Annotated in this window: 17 protein-coding genes; 4 read left to right on the top strand and 13 right to left on the bottom strand. The window is 70.4% G+C overall.

The genetic code is table 11. From position 1 onward, the window contains the following. Positions 1-500 precede the first annotated feature (500 nt). The 6 genes from AC1PME_RS11340 to AC1PME_RS11315 form a co-directional block, all read right to left on the bottom strand. Positions 501-1,625 (bottom strand): C13 family peptidase, encoded by a 1,125-nt coding sequence (locus tag AC1PME_RS11340; RefSeq protein WP_481095927.1) that lies wholly within the window; start codon positions 1,623-1,625, stop codon positions 501-503. A gap of 8 nt (positions 1,626-1,633) precedes the next feature. Beyond that, positions 1,634-2,332, bottom strand: a complete 699-nt coding sequence (gene mtnC / locus AC1PME_RS11335) for an acireductone synthase (RefSeq protein WP_481095926.1) — start codon at positions 2,330-2,332, stop codon at positions 1,634-1,636. Positions 2,333-2,335: 3 nt separating this feature from the next. Next, the gene (locus AC1PME_RS11330) at positions 2,336-2,902 is read right to left on the bottom strand and encodes a 1,2-dihydroxy-3-keto-5-methylthiopentene dioxygenase (protein ID WP_254458131.1); all 567 of its coding nucleotides are present in this window, start codon (positions 2,900-2,902) and stop codon (positions 2,336-2,338) included. 96 nt (positions 2,903-2,998) lie between these two features. Beyond that, positions 2,999-3,640 (bottom strand): methylthioribulose 1-phosphate dehydratase, encoded by a 642-nt coding sequence (locus AC1PME_RS11325; RefSeq protein ID WP_481095925.1) that lies wholly within the window; start codon positions 3,638-3,640, stop codon positions 2,999-3,001. Positions 3,641-3,800: 160 nt separating this feature from the next. Beyond that, the gene (locus AC1PME_RS11320) at positions 3,801-5,237 is read right to left on the bottom strand and encodes an amino acid permease (protein WP_481095924.1); all 1,437 of its coding nucleotides are present in this window, start codon (positions 5,235-5,237) and stop codon (positions 3,801-3,803) included. Positions 5,238-5,321: 84 nt separating this feature from the next. Continuing rightward, positions 5,322-6,794 (bottom strand): amino acid permease, encoded by a 1,473-nt coding sequence (locus AC1PME_RS11315; protein ID WP_481095923.1) that lies wholly within the window; start codon positions 6,792-6,794, stop codon positions 5,322-5,324. A gap of 169 nt (positions 6,795-6,963) precedes the next feature. Between AC1PME_RS11315 and AC1PME_RS11310 the strand changes: the two genes are divergently transcribed. After that, entirely contained in the window at positions 6,964-7,542 is a 579-nt protein-coding gene (locus AC1PME_RS11310) for an NUDIX hydrolase (protein WP_481095922.1), read from the top strand. A gap of 371 nt (positions 7,543-7,913) precedes the next feature. Here AC1PME_RS11310 and serA read toward each other — a convergent pair whose 3' ends face one another. Then, positions 7,914-9,155, bottom strand: a complete 1,242-nt coding sequence (gene serA, locus AC1PME_RS11305; protein ID WP_254458126.1) for a phosphoglycerate dehydrogenase — start codon at positions 9,153-9,155, stop codon at positions 7,914-7,916. A 261-nt stretch (positions 9,156-9,416) separates the two neighbouring features. Here serA and AC1PME_RS11300 point away from each other — a divergent pair, with 261 nt between their 5' ends. The 3 genes from AC1PME_RS11300 to AC1PME_RS11290 all read left to right on the top strand — a co-directional run bounded on the left by AC1PME_RS11300 (position 9,417) and on the right by AC1PME_RS11290 (position 13,155). Next, on the top strand, positions 9,417-10,805 hold the full coding sequence (locus AC1PME_RS11300) for an FAD-binding oxidoreductase (protein ID WP_481095921.1): 1,389 nt from the start codon (positions 9,417-9,419) through the stop codon (positions 10,803-10,805). Positions 10,806-10,918: 113 nt separating this feature from the next. Continuing rightward, complete coding sequence (locus AC1PME_RS11295; RefSeq protein WP_307550700.1) at positions 10,919-11,236, top strand: DUF2388 domain-containing protein; 318 nt, start codon at positions 10,919-10,921, stop codon at positions 11,234-11,236. Next, the gene (locus tag AC1PME_RS11290; protein ID WP_481095920.1) at positions 11,233-13,155 is read left to right on the top strand and encodes an Lnb N-terminal periplasmic domain-containing protein; all 1,923 of its coding nucleotides are present in this window, start codon (positions 11,233-11,235) and stop codon (positions 13,153-13,155) included. Before AC1PME_RS11295 ends, AC1PME_RS11290 begins: the two co-directional genes overlap by 4 nt. Before the next feature lie 449 nt (positions 13,156-13,604). Here the strand turns inward: AC1PME_RS11290 and AC1PME_RS11285 are convergent, their stop codons facing one another. The 6 genes from AC1PME_RS11285 to AC1PME_RS11260 all read right to left on the bottom strand — a co-directional run bounded on the left by AC1PME_RS11285 (position 13,605) and on the right by AC1PME_RS11260 (position 18,209). Further along, positions 13,605-14,027 carry a hypothetical protein gene (locus tag AC1PME_RS11285; protein ID WP_481095919.1) on the bottom strand — a complete coding sequence of 141 codons (423 nt, stop codon included), beginning with the start codon at positions 14,025-14,027 and terminating at the stop codon, positions 13,605-13,607. Positions 14,028-14,032: 5 nt separating this feature from the next. Continuing rightward, on the bottom strand, positions 14,033-14,599 hold the full coding sequence (gene yeiP / locus AC1PME_RS11280; protein ID WP_307550694.1) for an elongation factor P-like protein YeiP: 567 nt from the start codon (positions 14,597-14,599) through the stop codon (positions 14,033-14,035). Positions 14,600-14,715: 116 nt separating this feature from the next. After that, entirely contained in the window at positions 14,716-15,486 is a 771-nt protein-coding gene (locus tag AC1PME_RS11275) for an SDR family oxidoreductase (RefSeq protein ID WP_481095918.1), read from the bottom strand. Between the two features lie 471 nt (positions 15,487-15,957). Continuing rightward, on the bottom strand, positions 15,958-16,854 hold the full coding sequence (locus AC1PME_RS11270) for a hydroxymethylglutaryl-CoA lyase (RefSeq protein ID WP_481095917.1): 897 nt from the start codon (positions 16,852-16,854) through the stop codon (positions 15,958-15,960). Between the two features lie 165 nt (positions 16,855-17,019). After that, positions 17,020-17,424 carry a VOC family protein gene (locus AC1PME_RS11265; protein ID WP_481095916.1) on the bottom strand — a complete coding sequence of 135 codons (405 nt, stop codon included), beginning with the start codon at positions 17,422-17,424 and terminating at the stop codon, positions 17,020-17,022. After that, positions 17,421-18,209 (bottom strand): enoyl-CoA hydratase-related protein, encoded by a 789-nt coding sequence (locus AC1PME_RS11260; protein WP_307550687.1) that lies wholly within the window; start codon positions 18,207-18,209, stop codon positions 17,421-17,423. Before AC1PME_RS11260 ends, AC1PME_RS11265 begins: the two co-directional genes overlap by 4 nt.

The following is an 18,209-nucleotide window of genomic DNA, read 5'->3' as shown; positions in this document are numbered from 1 at the left end:
CGACGATGCCAGCCGGTGTGGTCCGCGTTGGACACAACGGAAATCTCTCGCCGACGGTGCGCTCCGGTGGTGTTGGAGCGTAACTGCCGCCATCGCAACGCCCCATGTAGGAGCGGCTTCAGCCGCGACAAGCGCAGTGAGGTGGCCGCGCGTCATCCTCCGCAAAACCAAGACGCTCGCGTTCCACACGCGCCAAGCCGACCCCAGAAACGAAAAAACCTCCACGAAGGAGGCCGACGAACCGAATGATCCTGGCTGGCGAGCGAAGGCTGGCGGGCGGTTGGATCGGGGGCGCAGCTGGCTGGCGAAACGCGGCGGGCTTGCTGCGGCAGGCATTCTAGCGAGCGCGCACGCGGCGCGATCGAACGCGAATCACTCTCATCTTTCCGGCCTGCGGCAGGGATTCGGGCTTACGTGGGCGAGGGCAGGATCGGCCGGCAAACGCGAGAGAGCGCGCACGAGCGCCGCATGCAGTCGATCCCGCGTCCTGCGCGGTTGCATCACCGCACGGGCGTGCGCTTCGTCGGCGGTGCCGGGTCCTGGGCGCGAATCGGCGCGGCGGGCGTAGCCGCTGCACCACGCTCGCCAGTCTGCTCGCCAATCTGCTCGCCATCTGCCGCATCCGGCGCATTCGCCGCGTCGTCCGCATCGGGTTCCGGATACGGATAGGGTGGCGCCGCGGCGTTCGGCAACTGCGCGCGCCAGCGCTGCAGCCATGGCCCGATCCGCGCGCCGACGTACAGCTGCGGATACGACGGCGCTTCGCCCTCGGCCCGCTCGCGCGCACTGATCTCGGCGCTGGCCAGGCGGTAGCTCTCGACGAGGTCGGTGGTGCGCGCCAGCGCGTCGATCAGCCAGGCACGGCCGAAATAGGTGGCGCTGGCGGTGTTGCCGCAGCCGAACGAGGGCCGGTCGCGGCGCGCGGCGGTGATGACCAGGGTGTCGGCGGTCTTCAGCGCCGGCACGAAGCCGCCGGAGTAGCAGGCGGAGATCACGATGATGCGGTTGCGGATGCCGGCGTCGTCGAGCAGGCGGCGCAGTTCCTGCGGGGTGATGGTGTCGTACTCGGCATCCTCGCCGGGACCGAACTGCAGATACAGCTCGTGCTGGTCGGTGCCGTGGCTGCTCAGGAACAGCAGCAGCGCGTCCTCGCGCGGGTCCATCAGCTTGCCGATACGGTCCAGCGTATCGGCCAGGTTGTCGTAGGAGGCCTGCGGCGCGTAGGCGTGCGCGCCGAGATTGTCGCCGTGGTTGATCAGGGTGGCGATACGGCCGGCGGCGCCGAAGCGCTGCGCGAACAGCTGGCGCAGGTACAGCACTTCGTTGCGGAACACGTCCTCGCTGGCGTCGCCGGCGAACCCGACCACGTACAGGTCGGGGATGCCTGGGCGCTGCGGCTGCAGCGCCGCCAGCGCCCGACTCAGCTGCGCCTGGTCGACCGGGTCCTGCGCCGCTTCGTCCTGCGCGGTATCGGCCGCGCCGGCCGGCATGGCACCGGCATCGGAGTGGCAGGCGGGCAGGGCCAGCGCCAACAGCGCGGCAGAAAGCAGCCGGCCGCGCAGCACGGCGAGCGGCCGCCGCAGCGTCGCCAGGGCGGCGATCAAGGCAGCGATGGGCCTGCGCATGCGCGGGCTCAGAAGCCCAGGTCGGCGAAGCTCTCCGCGCGGCGGTGGCCGTTGCAGGCCTCGCCCTGGCGCGGTTGCGGGTAATCGTCGCGGCGGTCGATCAGCACCGTGTCCAGGCCGGCGGCGCGGGCCGCATCCAGTTCGGCGACCACGTCGGACAGGAACACGATCTGCGCCGGCGCCACCCCGATCGCCTCGGCGATGCGCGCATAGCTGGGCTGCTCGCGCTTGCCGCCGATCTCGGTATCGAACCAGCCGGAGAACAGCCCGCGCAGGTCGCCGGCGTCGCTGTGGCCGAAGAACAGCTTCTGCGCCGGCACCGAGCCGGACGAGTACACGTACAGCGCACGGCCCTGGTCGTGCCAGCGGTGCAGCGCCGGCGCGGCGTCGGGGTAGATGTGCGCGGTGAAGTCGGCATCGCGGTAGCCGGCTTCCCAGATCATGCCCTGCAGCGCCTTCAGCGCGGTGTGCTTGCGGTCCTGGTCGATCCAGCCCTGCAACGTCTCCACGATCACCGCATCGGTGCAGATGCCGCCGCATTCGGCGGCCACCGCGTCCAGCCAGTGCCGCACCTGCGGCTGCTGGCCGTGCTCGCGCACGAAGCCGGGCAGGGCGCGGCGCGCGTAGGGGAACAGCACGTCCTTGACGAAGGAGATGCTGCTGGTGGTGCCTTCGATGTCGGTGAGAACGATGCGCGGCTCGGTCATCGCTCAGTGCGCCTCGCCGCGCAGCTTCGCCTCGTAGCGCGGGAAGCGCTGGGCGATGTCGGTGCCGGTGAAGTGGCCGACCCAGCCATCGGGCTCGGTGAAGAAGCGGATCGCGACGAAGCGCGGCTCCGGCCCCATGTCGAACCAGTGGTGGGTGCCGTCGGGCACGGCGATCAGGTCGTTCTGCACGCACTCGATCTCGTAGACCTTGCCGTCCACGTGCAGGGTGAACAGGCCGGAGCCGGCGACGAAGAAGCGCACCTCGTCTTCCTTGTGGAAGTGCTCGTCGAGGAACTTCTTGCGCATCTCCTCGCGCTGCGGGTTGTCGGGCGCGATGCTGACCACGTCCACGGTCTTGAAGCCGTTGGCGGCGACCAGGCGGTCGATGTCGGTTTTGTAGGCGGCCATGACCGCCTCCGGCGTGGCGCCGGCCTCGATCGGCTGGTTGGCCTGCCAGCGCTCGAAGGTGACGCCGATCTTGCGCAGTTCGGCGGCGATCGCGTCGCCATCGCGGCTGTCGAACAGCGGCGCGTCGGGAGTGGTGTCGGCGAAGATGCGGAGTCGGCTCATGGCGGCGGGCGAAAGCGGCAGGGGGGGGACGAAAAGGGTAGCAGGTGCGCGGGCGGCGGCCGTTGCGGCGCTGGAACGCTGTCGCGCCGCGGCCGATCAGCCGGCGGCGCGCAGCTTGCGCAGTTCCAGCTCGCAGTGCAGCAGGAACTCGAAGGCCTCCAGGTGGCGGCGCGCCTCGGCCATGTCGCGGCCCCAGGCGTACAGGCCGTGGCCGTCGATCAGGTAGCCCCACAGCGGCGTGCGGTCGAGCAGGGCGTCGACCTGCGCGGCCAGCACGGTCATGTCCTGGGTGTTGGCGAACACCGGCAGGTCCACCGCGGTCTCGTGGGTCTGGTTGCCGTGCAGCGCTTTCAGCAGCTCATAGCCTTCCAGGCGGATATGGCCCTGCGGCGCATACAGGCGCGAGGCGATGGTCTGCACCGGCGAATGCGTGTGCAGCACGCAGCCGATCTCGGGGAAGCGCCGGTACAGCTGGGTGTGCAGCAGGGTCTCGGCGGACGGACGCAGCGGCCGGCCGACGGCCTGGCCGTCGAAGTCCACCACCATGATGTCCTCTTCCACCAGCCGGCCCTTGTCGCGGCCGGAGACGGTGATCGCGGCATGGCGATCGTCCAGGCGGTGCGAGAAGTTGCTGCTGGTGGCCGGGGTCCAGCCGGCTTGCGAGAGTTCGCGGATGTTGTCGATCAGCAGGTGCGCCAGCGTGCGCAGGCGCTCGGAATCGTAGGGCAGTGCGTTCATGCGCGTAGTGTAGGGCTTGACGGCTGGATTGGGATGACAGCTGGCTGCACCCAGTAGCGCCTGCTCACGCCGTACCCTTACCCCAATCCCTCTCCAGAGGGATCGCGAGCGGTCGGACCCTCACCCCAACCCCTCTCCCGGGGGGAGAGGGGCGCATGGCTCAACCTTGGTTGGTGCGGCGCAGGCGGCTGTGGCGGTAGCCATAGCCGAAGTAGATCGCCAGGCCGACGATGGTCCAGCCGACCATCAGCATCCAGTTGTGCGCGGTCATCTTCGACAGCAGCGCCAGGCAACTGAGCACGCCGGCGATGCAGATCGGCCAGGCGAACGGGATGCGGAACGGGCGCGGCAGGTCCGGCTGGGTGCGGCGCAGGATCAGCACGCCGGCGCAGACCGCGGCGAAGGCGATCAGGGTGCCCATCGAGGTCAGTTCGCCGAGCACGTCCAGCGGGAACAGCGCCGCCAGCAGGGCGATGCCGATGCCGGTGATCACCGTGTTGATGTGCGGGGTGCGGTAGGTCGGGTGGATCTTGGTGAACACCGGCGGCAGCAGGCCGTCGCGGGCGATGATCATGAAGATGCGCGGCTGGCCGATGATCATCACCAGCACCACCGAGGACAGGCCGATCAGCGCGCCGATCTCCACCACCACGCGCAGCCAGGCCAGTTGCGGATGCGCCGCGACCGCGGTCACCACCGGCTCGTCGGTGCCCAGTTGCGTGAACGGCAACAGCCCGGTCATCACCGCGGCCATGGCCACGTACAGCACGGTGCAGATCAGCAGCGACAGGATCATGCCGATCGGCAGGTCGCGCTGCGGCCGGTGCGACTCCTGCGCCGCCACGGAGACCGCCTCGAAGCCGATGTAGGCGAAGAACACCATCGCCGCGCCGCGCAGCACGCCGTCCAGGCCGTACTTGCCCGGGCCTTCGTTGGCCGGGATGAACGGGTGCCAGTTGGCCGGATCCACGTACTTCCAGCCGGCGGCGATGACCAGCACGATCAGGCCGCTCTTCAGCACCACCATGGCCATGTTCATCGCCGAGGACTTGCGGATGCCGACGTAGCACAGCCAGGTCAGCAGCAGCACGATGGCGGCGGCGGGCAGGTTGGCGATCGCGCCGGTGGGCTGCAGCTTGCCGTCCAGCGGCGCGTTGACCAAGGCCGCAGGTAGATGGATGTCGAAGTGATCGAGCAGGCTGAGGAAGTAGCCGGTCCAGCTCACCGCCACCGCCGAGGCCGACACGCCGTACTCGAGCACCAGCATCCAGCCGATGAACCAGGCCGCCAGTTCGCCGAAGGTGGCGTAGGTGTAGGTGTAGGCGCTGCCGGAGACCGGCACCATCGCCGCGAACTCGGCATAGGCCAGCGCGCAGAACGCGCAGCACACCGCGGCCAGCACGAACGAGAGCATGATCGCCGGCCCGGCGTGGTTGGCCGCGGCCTGGCCGGTGATGACGAAGATGCCGCCGCCGATCACCGCGCCGATGCCCAGAGCGGTCAGGCCCCAGGGACCGAGCGCGCGTTGCAGGCCCAGTCCGCCGGCGTCCTCGTGGCTGGCGTGGGGGTGTTTGGTGGCCAAGAGTTGTTTGAGCATCGAGCGGTTCCAGCCGGGCGCGGCGCGCGAGGAGAGGGGATGAACGCGAAGACCGGCGCGGGCGCCGGTCTTCGGGGCAACGGATCAGGCCTTGGCGGCCAGGCGGCTGTTGCGGATGCCGTAGAAGAAATAGATGCACAGGCCGATCAGGGTCCAGCCGACGAACACCTTCCAGTGTTCCTGGAACGCCTGGAAGAACAGGCCGACGCAGAACAGCGCGCCCAGCGGGCACACCGCCCAGAACCACGGCACCCGGAACGGCCGCGGCAGCTCGGGGCGGGTGAAGCGCAGCACCATCACGCCGACGCAGACGGTGGCGAAGGCGAGCAGGGTGCCCATCGACACCAGTTCGCCAAGCACGTCCAACGGGATCAGCCCGGCCAGCAGCGCGGCCAGCACACCGACCACCACGGTGCCGACGTAGGGCGTATGGAAGCGCTGATGGACCTTGCCGAACAGCTTCGGCAGCAGGCCGTCGCGGGCCATGGTGTAGAAGATGCGCGGCTGCGCCATCAGCATCACCAGCACCACCGAGGACAGGCCGGCGATGGCGCCGATCTCGACGAAGGTCTTCAGCCAGGCCAGGTGCGGGTAATGCTCCAGCGCGGTGGCCACCGGCTTGGCGGTGCCGAGCTGGGTGTAGGGCAGCAGGCCGGTCAGCACCGCGCAGACGATGATGTAGATGATGGTGCAGATCGCCAGCGACACCAGGATGCCGATCGGCATGTTCTTCTGCGGGTCCTTGGTCTCGCCGGCGGAGGTGGAGACCGCATCGAAGCCGATGTAGGAGAAGAACACGATGGACGCGGCGCGGAACACGCCGCTCCAGCCGAACTCGCCCGGGCCGGTGTTCTCCGGGATGAACGGGTGCCAGTTGTCCGGGTTGATGTAGAAGACGCCGACGCCGACGAACAGGCAGATCACCGCGATCTTGATCGCCACCACGATGGCGTTGGCGAAGGCCGACTGGGTGACGCCGATGTAGCACAGCGTGCTCACCGCGGCGACGATCAGCACCGCCGGCAGGTTGACGATGTTGCCCGAGGCGACGAAGGCGTGGCCGGTCCACGCCAGCGGCGCGCCGGCCAGTTCCGCGGGGAAGGGCAGGCCCAGCGTCGTGGTGATGAAGCTGATCAGATAGGCCGACCAGCCGACCGCGACGCTGGAACCGGCGAACAGGTACTCCAGTACCAGGCACCAGCCGATGAACCAGGCCACGCCTTCGCCCAGGGTGGCGTAGGAATAGGAGTAGGCGCTGCCGGACACCGGCAGCATCGCCGCGAATTCGGCGTAGCACAGCCCGGCGAAGGCGCAGGCCAGGCCGGCGAACACGAACGACAGCATCACCGCCGGGCCGGCGTGGTTGGCCGCCGCCTGGCCGGTGAGCACGAAGATGCCGGCGCCGATCACCGCGCCGATGCCGAGCATGACCAGGTGCTTGGCGGTGAGGGTGCGTTTGAGGGTGGCTTCGCCCTCCAGACTGCCTTCGAACGGTTCGCCGGCATCGACGTGGCCGGCGGGTTCGATCGGCTTGACCCTCAACAGAGACTTGAGCATTCGGTGCATCCCCAGGTGGCGGTACGGGGCAAATGGCCCCGGCAATGGCGAAGCGCCGGGCCCGCAGCGGGCGACGCAAGCGTCGTACCATGCCAAAGCCGGCCGGCCGCCACAAGCCGCGCTGCATCCTGGGCGGCGATAATGGCCGCCCCTGAATGCGAGAACGCCGATGCCGGAGCCGTCCCTACGCCAGCAGTTGCAGGCCCACGCCCTGCAGTGCCCGGACCAGGCCGAGGTCGCCGCGCAGTTCCTGGCGGTGCTGGACGATGCCGCCGATCCGTTCGTGCGCGCACGCCTGGATGGCCATTTCACCGGCTCGGCCTGGCTGGTCAGCGCCGACGGCACCCGCACCCTGCTGACCCATCACCGCAAGCTGCAGCGCTGGCTGCAACTGGGCGGGCACGCCGACGGCGACCGCGATCTGGCGCGGGTGGCGTTGAAGGAAGCCGAGGAAGAGTCCGGGTTGCCCGGCCTGGCGCTGGAGGACGGTGCGCTCTTCGACCTGGACCGGCATTGGATTCCCGCCCGTGGCGAGGTGCCGGGGCACTGGCACTACGACGCGCGCTACGTGGTCCGCGCCGGCGCCGACGAGGCCTTTGCGGTCAGCGCCGAATCGCTGGCCCTGGCCTGGCGCCCGATCGCCGACCTGCTGGACGAGGCGGACCTGGATCCGTCGCTGCGGCGCATGGCGCGCAAATGGCTGCAACGACAAGCAGCCCCTCTCCCTCCGGGAGAGACGTCGGGGTGAGAGTGCGGGCGCGAAGCGCGTGCGGTGTTTGGGTTGCGCGAGGCTGCGCCCGGACCCTCATCCGCCCCTCCGGGGCACCTTCTCCCGCCGGGAGAAGGAAGCGCCGGCTTCGGCTGGATGGCTAAGCCCCTCTCCCCCCGGGAGAGGGGGTGGGGTGAGGGTCCGGGCGCGAAGCGCGCGCGGTGCTTGGGCTGCGCGAGGCTTCGCCCGGACCCTCATCCGCCCCTTCGGGGCACCTTCTCCCGCCGGGAGAAGGAAGCGCCGGCTTCGGTTGCATGGCTAAGCCCCTCTCCCCCCGGGAGAGGGGTTGGGGTGAGGGTCCGGGCGCGAAGCGCACTCGCCAATCCCCAATCCCTAATCCCCAATCCCCGCTAGTAAAGAATGCGCGTCCGCAACGTCCCAGCCACCTGTGCCAGTTCGTCCTTCAACACCGCCGCCTGCTCGACGCTGGCGCCGACGTCGATCACCACGTAGCCGACCTTGGGGTCGGTGCGCAGGAACTGGCCGTCGATGTTGACGTTGTGGCGCGAGAACAGTTCGTTGATCTGCGACAGCACGCCCGGCACGTTGCGGTGGATGTGCAGCAGGCGCAGGCTCTCTTCGTGCTCGGGCAGGGTCACCTCGGGGAAGTTGACCGCCGACAGGGTGCTGCCGTTGTCGCTGTAGCGCACCAGCTTGGCCGCCACTTCCACGCCGATGTTGTCCTGCGCCTCCAGCGTGCTGCCGCCCACGTGCGGGGTCAGGATCACGTTGTCGTGCGCGGCCAGCGGCGATTCGAACAGGTCGCCATTGCCCTTGGGCTCGATCGGGAACACGTCCACCGCGGCACCGCCGATGTGGCCGCTGCGCAGCGCCGCGTCCAGCGCATCGATGTCGATGACGGTGCCGCGCGAGGCGTTGATCAGATGCGCGCCCGGCTTCATCTGCGCCAGCTGCGCCGCGCCGATCATGTTGCGGGTGGCCGCGGTTTCCGGCACGTGCAGGGTGACCACGTCTGAGCGCGCCAGCAGGTCGTCCAGGTCGGTGGCGGTGCGGGCGTTGCCCAGCGACAGCTTGGTCTCGATGTCGTGGAAGATCACCTGCATGCCCAGCGACTCGGCCAGCACGCCGACCTGGGTGCCGATGTGGCCGTAGCCGACGATGCCCAGCACCTTGCCGCGGGTCTCGTGGCTGCCGGCGGCCGACTTGGACCAGCCGCCGCGGTGGCATTCGGCGTTCTTCTGCGGAATGCCGCGCAACAGCAGGATGGCCTCGGCGATGACCAGTTCGGCGACGCTGCGGGTGTTGGAGTAGGGCGCATTGAACACCGGGATGCCGGCCAGTTCGGCCGCGTCCAGGTCGACCTGGTTGGTGCCGATGCAGAAGCAGCCGACCGCGATCAGGCGCTTGGCCTGGGCCAGCACCTCGGCGCTGAGCTGGGTGCGCGAGCGGATGCCGACGATGTGCGCCTCGGCGATGCGCTGCTTGAGTTCCTCTTCCGGCAGCGACTTGGCGTGCAGCTCGATCTGCGAGTAGCCGGCCGCGCGGAACACGTCGACGGCGGTCTGGCTGATGCCTTCGAGCAGCAGCACGCGGATATCCTGCTTCGGAAACGAGGTCTTCTTGGGCGACATTGCAGTAAAGGGAGCGATGGCCAACGGGCCGGTCACTATGCCAGATGGCTCCCTGCTTTGGTGCGCCGCAATAGGATGCCGGGAGACCGCAGGTGCAACGCCGGCGAAAGGTTTCAGGTGCATCGATTGATCAGGGCCGGCACGGGATTGGGGAGTCGGGATTGGGAATGCGTAAGCGCCGCGAGTTGCTGCCCGCAACTGGACGCCGCTGCGCAACGCTGGCAGGCTTGAACGATTGTCTACGCCCCGACCTCTCCGCCCATGACCGACCCGCGCCTGGATGCCCTGGCCCTTGCCGTTCCCACCCTGCGCCTGAAGACCGACCCGGCCGACCTGGAGCACTACGGCCGCGACTGGACCCGGCGCTGGACCCCGGCGCCGCTGGCGATCGCGTTGCCGGCGACAGTGGAGGAGGTGCAGGCGGTGCTGCGCTGGGCCAACGATCATGCCGTGGCCGTGGTGCCCTCCGGCGGCCGCACCGGCCTGTCCGGCGGCGCGGTGGCCGCCAACGGCGAGCTGGTGCTGAGCCTGGAGCGGATGAACAAGGCGCTGGCCTTCGACCCGGTCGACCGCACCCTGACCGTGCAGGCCGGCATGCCGCTGGAGGCGGTGCACAACGCCGCGCGCGAGCACGGCCTGCTGTACCCGGTGGACTTCGCCGCGCGTGGCTCGTGCTCGATCGGCGGCAACATCGCCACCAACGCCGGCGGCATCCGCGTGATCCGCTACGGCAACACCCGCGAGTGGATCGCCGGGCTCAAGGTCGTCACCGGCAGCGGTGACCTGCTCGAGCTCAACCGCGGGCTGATCAAGAATTCCAGCGGCTACGATTTCCGCCAGTTGCTGATCGGCTCCGAAGGCACCCTCGGCATCGTGGTCGAAGCGACCCTGCGGCTCACCGACCCGCCGCCGCCGAGCAACGTGATGTTGCTGGCGCTGCCCTCGTTCGAGGTGCTGATGCAGGTGTTCGCCGCGTTCCGCAGCCGCCTGCAGCTGGAAGCGTTCGAGTTCTTCACCGACCGCGCGTTGCAGCATGTGCTGGCGCACGGCGCGCAGGCGCCGTTCGAGACGGTCTACCCGTACTACGTGGTCACCGAGTACGCCAGCGGCAACGAGGCGCAGGAGGCGGCGGCGCTGGCCGCGTTCGAGACCTGCATGGAGCAGGGCTGGGTGCTGGACGGGGTGATCAGCCAGAGCGAGGCGCAGGCCGCGCAGTTGTGGCGCCTGCGCGAAGGCATCACCGAAGCGGTGGCGCGCTACACCCCGTACAAGAACGACGTGTCGGTGCGGATCTCGTCCATGCCTGCGTTTCTGCAGCGCACCCAGGCGCTGCTCGGCGAGGCCTATCCGCAGTTCGAGGTGGTGTGGTTCGGCCACATCGGCGACGGCAACCTGCACATCAACGTGCTCAAGCCCGACGCCACCGCGCCGGCCGAGTTCATCGCCGCCTGCGAGCAGGTCACCAAGCTGCTGGCGCAGGTGCTGGCCGAGCATGGCGGCAGCATCTCCGCCGAGCACGGCATCGGCCTGGTCAAGAAGCCGTACCTGGACAGCACCCGCAGCCCCGACGAGATCGCGCTGATGCGCGCGGTCAAGCGCGTGTTCGATCCGTCCGGGCTGCTCAATCCGGGCAAGCTGTTCGACCCCTGAGTCCGGTGCCGCCGCCGCGCGGCCCGTTCAGGCGCTGCGCCCGGCGGACCGCTAGGCTATGCGGCGCGGCGGCGGCCGCCCCCTTTTTCACGATCCTGCTTGGAACGATTGCGATGACCCGAGTGACCGCGCGCTGCGCCCTGCTGTTGGCCCTGATCCTGCCCGCGTTCGCGCAGGCGTCCAGCTTCGCCGGCACCTCCGCCGGTTCGGCCTCGGCCGGTTCGGCCGGCAGTTCGGCGTCGTCGGACAGCAGCTCCAACAACGACAAGGTGGTGCTGCAGGCGCGCGACGACGCGGCCGGCTTCGTCGCCAGCGCCGGCCGCATCCGCGGCGCGCAACTGGAAGCGGCGCTGCGCGTGCTGCGCGAGCGCAACCCGCAGGCGCAGCAGGCCAGCGACCTGGAACTGGCGCAGGCGATCCTGGCGCTGTGACCGCGCGCCGGCCACGGCGCCTCGGCGCGCGGTGGCTGGCGGTGCTGGCGCTGGCCGCTGCGCCGCACGCAGCGGCCGCGCCGCTGTCCGTCGACGACACCGGGCTGAGCGCCGCCGAGCGCACGGCCAGCCAGGCCGTGCTGGCCGCGGCGCAGGCGCGGCTGCCGCCGGCCTGGGCTGCGGCGCTGCCCGCAGGGCTGCCGCTGCAATGGCGCGACGACCTCCCCGCGCAGGTGCACGGGCGCGCGCAGGCACGGCGCCTGCTGTTGAACAAGCGCCTGCTGCGCGACTGGATGGCGGCGGAGGGAGACGGCGCCGATCCGGCCGCCGACCCCGCACGGCGACCGGCACTGGCCGCCGTGCTGCACGAACTGGCGCATTTTTACGACCGCGCCGCGGCGGGGCGGCTGTCGTCCGATCCGCGCCTGCTGGATCTGGCCGGTTGGCAGGTCAGCCCGATGCGCTTGGGCCTGCGCCGCGGCGACAACCGCTTCACCGAGCGCAGTCCGGACCGCTACGAATTGCAGTCGCCGGCCGAGTTCGTGGCGGTGAATCTCGAGCACTTCCTGCTCGATCCGGACTACGCCTGCCGCCGGCCGGCGCTGGCCGGGTACTTCGCCGCACGCCTGGCCTGGACACCGCCGCGCGGCGATTGCGCACCCGGCCTGGTGTTCGTGCAGGATCCGCTGGCCGAGCGGACCGCGCTGCTGCAGATCGACCCGGCGCGGGTCTACGCGGTGGACTACCTGCTGGCCGACGGCAATGCGCAGCCGATGAGCCACTGGGGGCACAGCATGCTGCGCCTGGTGATCTGTGCGCCCGGGCGGCCGCTGGGACCGCGCTGCCGGCTGGACCTGGCCGAGCACCGGGTGCTGTCGTTCCGCGCCTTCGTCGACGACGTGCAGATCTCCAGCCTGCGCGGGCTGACCGGCTCCTATCCGTCGCGGCTGTTCGTGCTGCCGCTGCGCCAGGTGGTGGACGACTACACCCAGGTGCAACTGCGCGGCCTGCAGTCGCTGCCGCTGCGGTTGTCGCGCGAGGAGATCGCCGCGCTGCTCGAACGCGCCGCGCAACTGCACTGGAGCTACGACGGCCGCTACTACTTCCTCAGCAACAACTGCGCGGTGGAGACCTACGCCTTGCTGCACGACGGCGTGCCGCGGCTGGCGGCCGCGCACCTGTCCGGGATCAGTCCGACCGGCTTGCGCCGGCGCCTGGTCCGCGCCGGCATCGCCGATGCATCGGTGCTGGACGATGCCGACGCGGCGGTGCGGGAGGGATACTTCTTCCCGGCGGCGAGCGCGCACTTCGCGCAGATGTTCGCGGTGGCGCGCGGTTCGTTGGCGTTGCCGGCCCGCACTGCCGACGCGTGGCTGGACCTGCCGGCCACGCAGCGCGCGCCGTGGCTGCAGCGCGGCGACCTGCGCGCCAGCGCCGCCTTGCTGCTGCTGGAGAACGCCGCGCGCCGTCGTGCCGAACAGCGCGGTCGCGATGCGTTGAAGCGGCGCTATCTGGGCAAGCCGCTGCCGTCCGCGGTGGCCGGTGCGGGCGGGGGCGATGCGGGTGGCGACACCCGCGACGCCGCCAGCGCGGTGCGTGCGGTGCTGGCCGAGCAAGGCCTGCTGAGCCAGCCGGCGAGCCTGCTGCAGGGGCAGCCGGGGTATGGCCTGCCGCAGGCGCAGGAACGCGCCTGGCTGCAGGTCCAGGGACAGGCGCGGATCGTGGCGCTGCGCGACGATGGCGCCGCGCTGCAGACGCGCTTGCGCGGCCTGCTGCCAGCGCCGCTGCAGGCGGACCTGGCGCAGATCGATGCCAACCTGGCGACGCTGGGCGAACGCCTGCGCACGCTCAATCGCGAGGGTGGCGGGCTGCAGCTGCGGTCGCCTTCCGTGTTGCAGGAGGGGGGCGGGCAACCGTAGTGCGGCATGCGCGGTTGGTCAGGGAGGCCGAAGGGGGCATCTCGCATTTGGTCGACGACGTCGCGGTCGCGGCTGAAGCTGGGACCGCGACGCGGCCGGCGGTGAGTCCGCGGCATTGGCTGGTTGCAGGTGCAGCCTTTTCGTCATCAAAGGAGGCCGATAGTTCCAGTCGTCGGGACTGAAGTCCCTCCCACAGGGAGCGGCCCATTTTTTCGCCCATCTTTGAGGGAGCGGCTTCGGCCGCGAGAGCGAAGCGCGAAGGCGAATCGGCTGGGGCAGTCGTCGCGACTGAAGTCGCTTCCACAACAAACGCGGTGCAGCCTCCGTCCATTTTGCAGGAGTGGCTTCAGCCGCGACGCGCGAAGCAGGGAAACCGCCTGATGTCGGCCGCCGTCAGGGCTGACATGCACTCCCGCTAGGGCACGACCTTGCCGGCCCGCAGGCCGCCGTCACGGCAGCTCGAGACCGACATCCTCGCCGTAGCGGCGCAACCAGGCGTCGCGTGGCGGATCCTGGCGGTACTGCGCTCGCAGCTTCGCCCAGGTCTGTTCATTGCCGTCGCAGTACGTGTCCATCGCCTTTTCCAGGTCGCGACGCCGCGCGGCGTCGTAGGGTTCCTCCCCGGCGAAATGGCTGCAGGTGTCCTGGCGGGCGACGAAGGCGCGGATCGGCTCGGGCATCGAGCAGAAGCCGGCGTGGTGCTCGGGATCGACCGCGTCCGGAATCGTGCATGCGGGCTTGGCCGCGGCCGCGGCGGCCGGCCTCACCGGCGCGGCGAGCGCCAGCGCCGGCAGGGCCAGCAGCAGGCCAAGGCAGGCGCACTGCGGCGCATGCCCGGCGCTGCCGGCGCGGGCGGCACGGCGCCCGCGCATGGGACTCAGTCGGCGCGGCCGGCGAATTCGCCGGTGGTGGTGTTGACCAGCACGCGCTCGCCGTTGCCGATGTACTCCGGCACCATGATCTCGATGCCGGTATTGAGCTTGGCCGGCTTCGGCCGCTTGGTGGCGGTGCCGCCCTTGAGCTCCGGCGGGGTCTCGATCACTTCCAGGGTCACGCTCTGCGGCAGCTGGATCGCCACCGGCTGGTCGTCGATGACCTGCACGTAGATGCCGCTGAGGCCCTCGGTGATGTAGCCGGCATCGGTGCCGATCGCATCGGCGTCCAGGGTGTAGGGGGTGTAGTCCTCGTCGTCGAGGAACACGAACGCCTCGCCGTCCTTGTAGGAGAACGTGGCCTGGCGGCGCATCAGCTCGACCTCGCGCAGGTCGTCGTCGCCGTCGAAGCTGGCATCGAGCTTGTTGCCGCCCGGCACGCTGTACATCACGAAGCGGAAGCGCACGTTGCCGCCGCGGCCCTGCGGCGAGCTGCGCTCGATGTCGCGGATCTGGTACACGCCATTGTTGTATTCGACGACGTTGCCTTTCTTGATTTCGTTGGCTTTCATGAGAGCTGGGAATCGGGAATGGGAAATAGGGAATCGGAACAGCGTCAAGCGGGCGGAGAGGAGCAGCGGGTGGGAAGCGCCCTTGCGATTCCCCATTCCCGATTCTCCATTCCCGGCTACTTCGGCGCCAACCGCACCGCGCCGTCCAGGCGGATGGTCTCGCCGTTGAGGTAGCGGTTGCGCAGCAGGAACATCACCGTGTCGGCGAATTCGTCCGGGCGGCCGAGACGCGAAGGATACGGGATCGCCGCGGCCAGCGACTGCTGCACGGCCTCGGGCATGCCGTCGACCATCGGGGTCCAGAAGATGCCGGGGGCGATGGTGTTGACGCGGATGCCGAAGCGCGCCAGTTCGCGCGCCATCGGTAGGGTCATCGCCACCACGCCGCCCTTGGAGGCGGCGTAGGCGGCCTGGCCGATCTGGCCTTCGTAGGCGGCGACGCTGGCGGTGTTGACGATGACGCCGCGCTCGCCGTCCTCGCCCGGGGCGTTGTGCTGCATCAGGTCGGCGGCGGCCTTGGCGACGTTGAAGCTGCCGACCAGGTTGACCATCACCGTGCCCTGGAAGGTGGCCAGCGGCATCGGCGCCTCCTTGCCGAGCACGCGGCCGGCACCGAGGATGCCGGCGCAGTTCACCGCCGCGTTGAGTCCGCCGAGGAAGTCGCGTGCCGCGCCGAGCTGGGCGGCCACCTGGGCCTCGTCGCTGACGTCGGTGCGCAGGTAGCAGGCCCGCTCCGCGCCCAGGGCGGCGACCGCGGCCGCGCCCTTGTCGTCGTTCAGGTCGAACAGCGCCACCTTGCCACCCTCGGCGACGATGCGTTGCGCCACCGCCAGGCCGAGGCCGGACACGCCGCCGGTGACCACCGCGTTGAGATCGGCAAGCTGCATGGATGTTCCCTCCCAGGAAAACCGCCATTTTAGAAGGTGTTGCGCCGTTTGCGGCGAGACGTCGTGGCAGTGGCGCTGTGGGGTGGGCGTGGGCAACGCCGCCCCGAGACGCGGCATCGGCGCTGTGCTGGGGAGGACAACGTGGACAGCGGTGCCGGTGCCACGCCGAGACGGTGTCGTGCGCTTCGCCGGAATTGCCGCGTCGGCGCGCCGCACGCCTCGTCTCAAGGGCATGTCCAATCGCGTGCGTCCACCACGATCCAGCCGGGTGCAGGTTGCTCTCCTGTAGGAGCGGCTTCAGCCGCGACAGGCTTTCCCCGGGACCGCGCCTGTCGCGGTTGAAGCCGCTGCTAAAGGACGCTTCCCGTCGCTGTGCGAGGCGCCCTCAGCACGCGCAGGGGCGTCTCGGCGGACGTCATGCATGGCCGCCAGGTGCGGCCGTGCCGCCCGTGCCGAGCACCGCCGCGGCGCTCAGGCCTCGGCGGCCAGCGCCTGGCCGACCTTGCTGCCGGTCGGCCGGCCGAGTTTCTGCGCCAGCCAGCGCCCGGTCGCGGCCAGCGCCGGCAGGTCGATCCCGGTCTCCACCCCATTGCCGTGCAGCAGGTAGACCACGTCCTCGGTGGCGACGTTGCCGCTGGCGCCCTTGGCGTAGGGGCAGCCGCCGGCGCCGGACACCGCGGCATCGACCACGCGCACGCCTTCCTCCAGGCAGGCGGCGATGTTGGCCAGGGCCTGGCCGTAGGTGTCGTGGAAGTGCACCGCCAGCGCCGCCATCGGCACCGCCGCGGCGACTGCGCGCAGCATCGCCCGCGCCTTGCCGGGCGTGCCCACGCCGATGGTGTCGCCCAGCGAGATCTCGTAGCAGCCCATCGCATGCAGCCGCTGCGCCACCCGCACCACGTCGGCCAATGGGACGTCGCCCTGGTAGGGGCAGCCGAGCACGGTGGAGACGTAGCCGCGCACCTTGACCCCGTCCGCCGCCGCGCGCTCGAGCACCGGTGCGAAGCGCGCCAGCGATTCGTCGATGCCGGCATTGGTATTGGTGCGGTTGAAGGTCTCCGAGGCGGCCGTGAACACCGCCACCTCGCGCACGCCGACCGCGGCGGCGCGCGCGTAGCCCTGCAGGTTCGGGACCAGCACCGGATAGTCCACGCCCGGCACCTGCGCGATGCCGGCGTAGACCTCGGCCGCATCGGCCAGTTGCGGCACCCACTTCGGGCTGACGAAGCTGGTCGCCTCGATGCTGCGCAGGCCGGTGCGTCCCAGCCGCGCGATCAGCTCGATCTTGTCGGCGGTGGCGACCCAGGCCTTCTCGTTCTGCAGGCCGTCGCGCGGGCCGACTTCGACGATGCGCACGCTGTCGCTCATCGCGCACGCTCCCGCGCCGGGAGTGTGCGCGTGCAGCGCGATGTCGGTCGGACGCCGCGCACGAGACGGGAAGCAACGAGGGTCATGGGAGACTCCTGATAAAGATGGGCGGTGCGACGGCGGCAGGCGCGGTCAGCGCCGCGCGCGCCGGCCCGAGGCGACGGATCAGGTCGCTGCCGGGCGGTGACAGACCGCTTCGATGTTGTGGCCGTCCGGATCCCGCAGGAACGCGCCGTAGTAGTGGGGGTGATAGTGCGGGCGCAGGCCGGGGGCGCCGTGGTCGCGGCCGCCGGTGGCCAGACCGGCGCGATGGAACGCATCCACCTGCGCGCGGCTGGCGGCGACGAAGGCCACGTGCACGCCATTGTCGCCGGCGTCGCGGCCGCCGTCGGCGATCCAGAAGCTGGGCTTGCCGTCGCGGCCGAAACCGACGTGGCGCTGGCCGCCGCTCGCTTCGGCGCTCACCTGCATCACCACGTCCAGGTCCAGCGCGGCCAGGGCGGCGCGGTAGAACGCCAGGCTGCGTTCGAAATCGCTGCAGCGCAGGCCGAGATGGTCGATCGGGTTCATGGGCTGGCCCTCCAGGCCGGTTCGCGTTTCTCCAGGAACGCAGTCAGTCCTTCCTGGCCCTCGGCCGAGACCCGCAACTGCGCGATCAGGGCCGCGTTGGCCTGGTCCAGCGCATCGCGCTCGCCGCCGGCGGCGACCCGCCGCACCAGGGCCTTGGCGCCGGCCGCGGCCAGCGGCCCGGCCTGGCCGAGCAGGGCGACCTGGCGCTGCACGGCCGCGTCCAGTGCCTCCGGCGCCACCGCCTGGTGCACCAGGCCGATCTGCGCGGCGGTGGCGGCGTCGAAGGTTTCCGCGCTGGCGAACCAGCGCCGCGCCTGGCGCGCGCCGATCGCGGCGACCACGTACGGCGAGATCACCGCCGGCAGCAGGCCCAGGCGGCTTTCGCTGAGCGCGAACCGCGCATCGGTGGCGGCCACGGCGATGTCGCAGCAGGCGACCAGGCCGACCGCGCCGCCGAACGCGGCGCCTTGCACCCGCGCGACGGTGGGCTTGGGCAGTTCGTCGAGCAGGCGCATCAGCCGCGCCAGGGCCAGCGCGTCGTCCAGGTTCTCCTGTTCGCCGGCGCCGGCCATCGAACGCATCCACTGCAGGTCGGCGCCGGCCGAGAAGGCGGGGCCGGCACCGGCCAGGACCAGCACCTGCACCTGCGGATCGGCGCCGATCTGCAGCAGGGCGTCGCTAAGTTGCGCGATCAGCGCGGCGTCGAAGGCGTTGCGGACCTCGGGTCGGTTCAGCTGCAGCGTCAGGACCTTGCCGGATCGTTGCAACAACAGGACATCGCTCAT

Source organism: Xanthomonas sp. NCPPB 901 (assembly GCF_056725085.1).
This window is presented reverse-complemented; position numbering and strand designations above follow the sequence as displayed.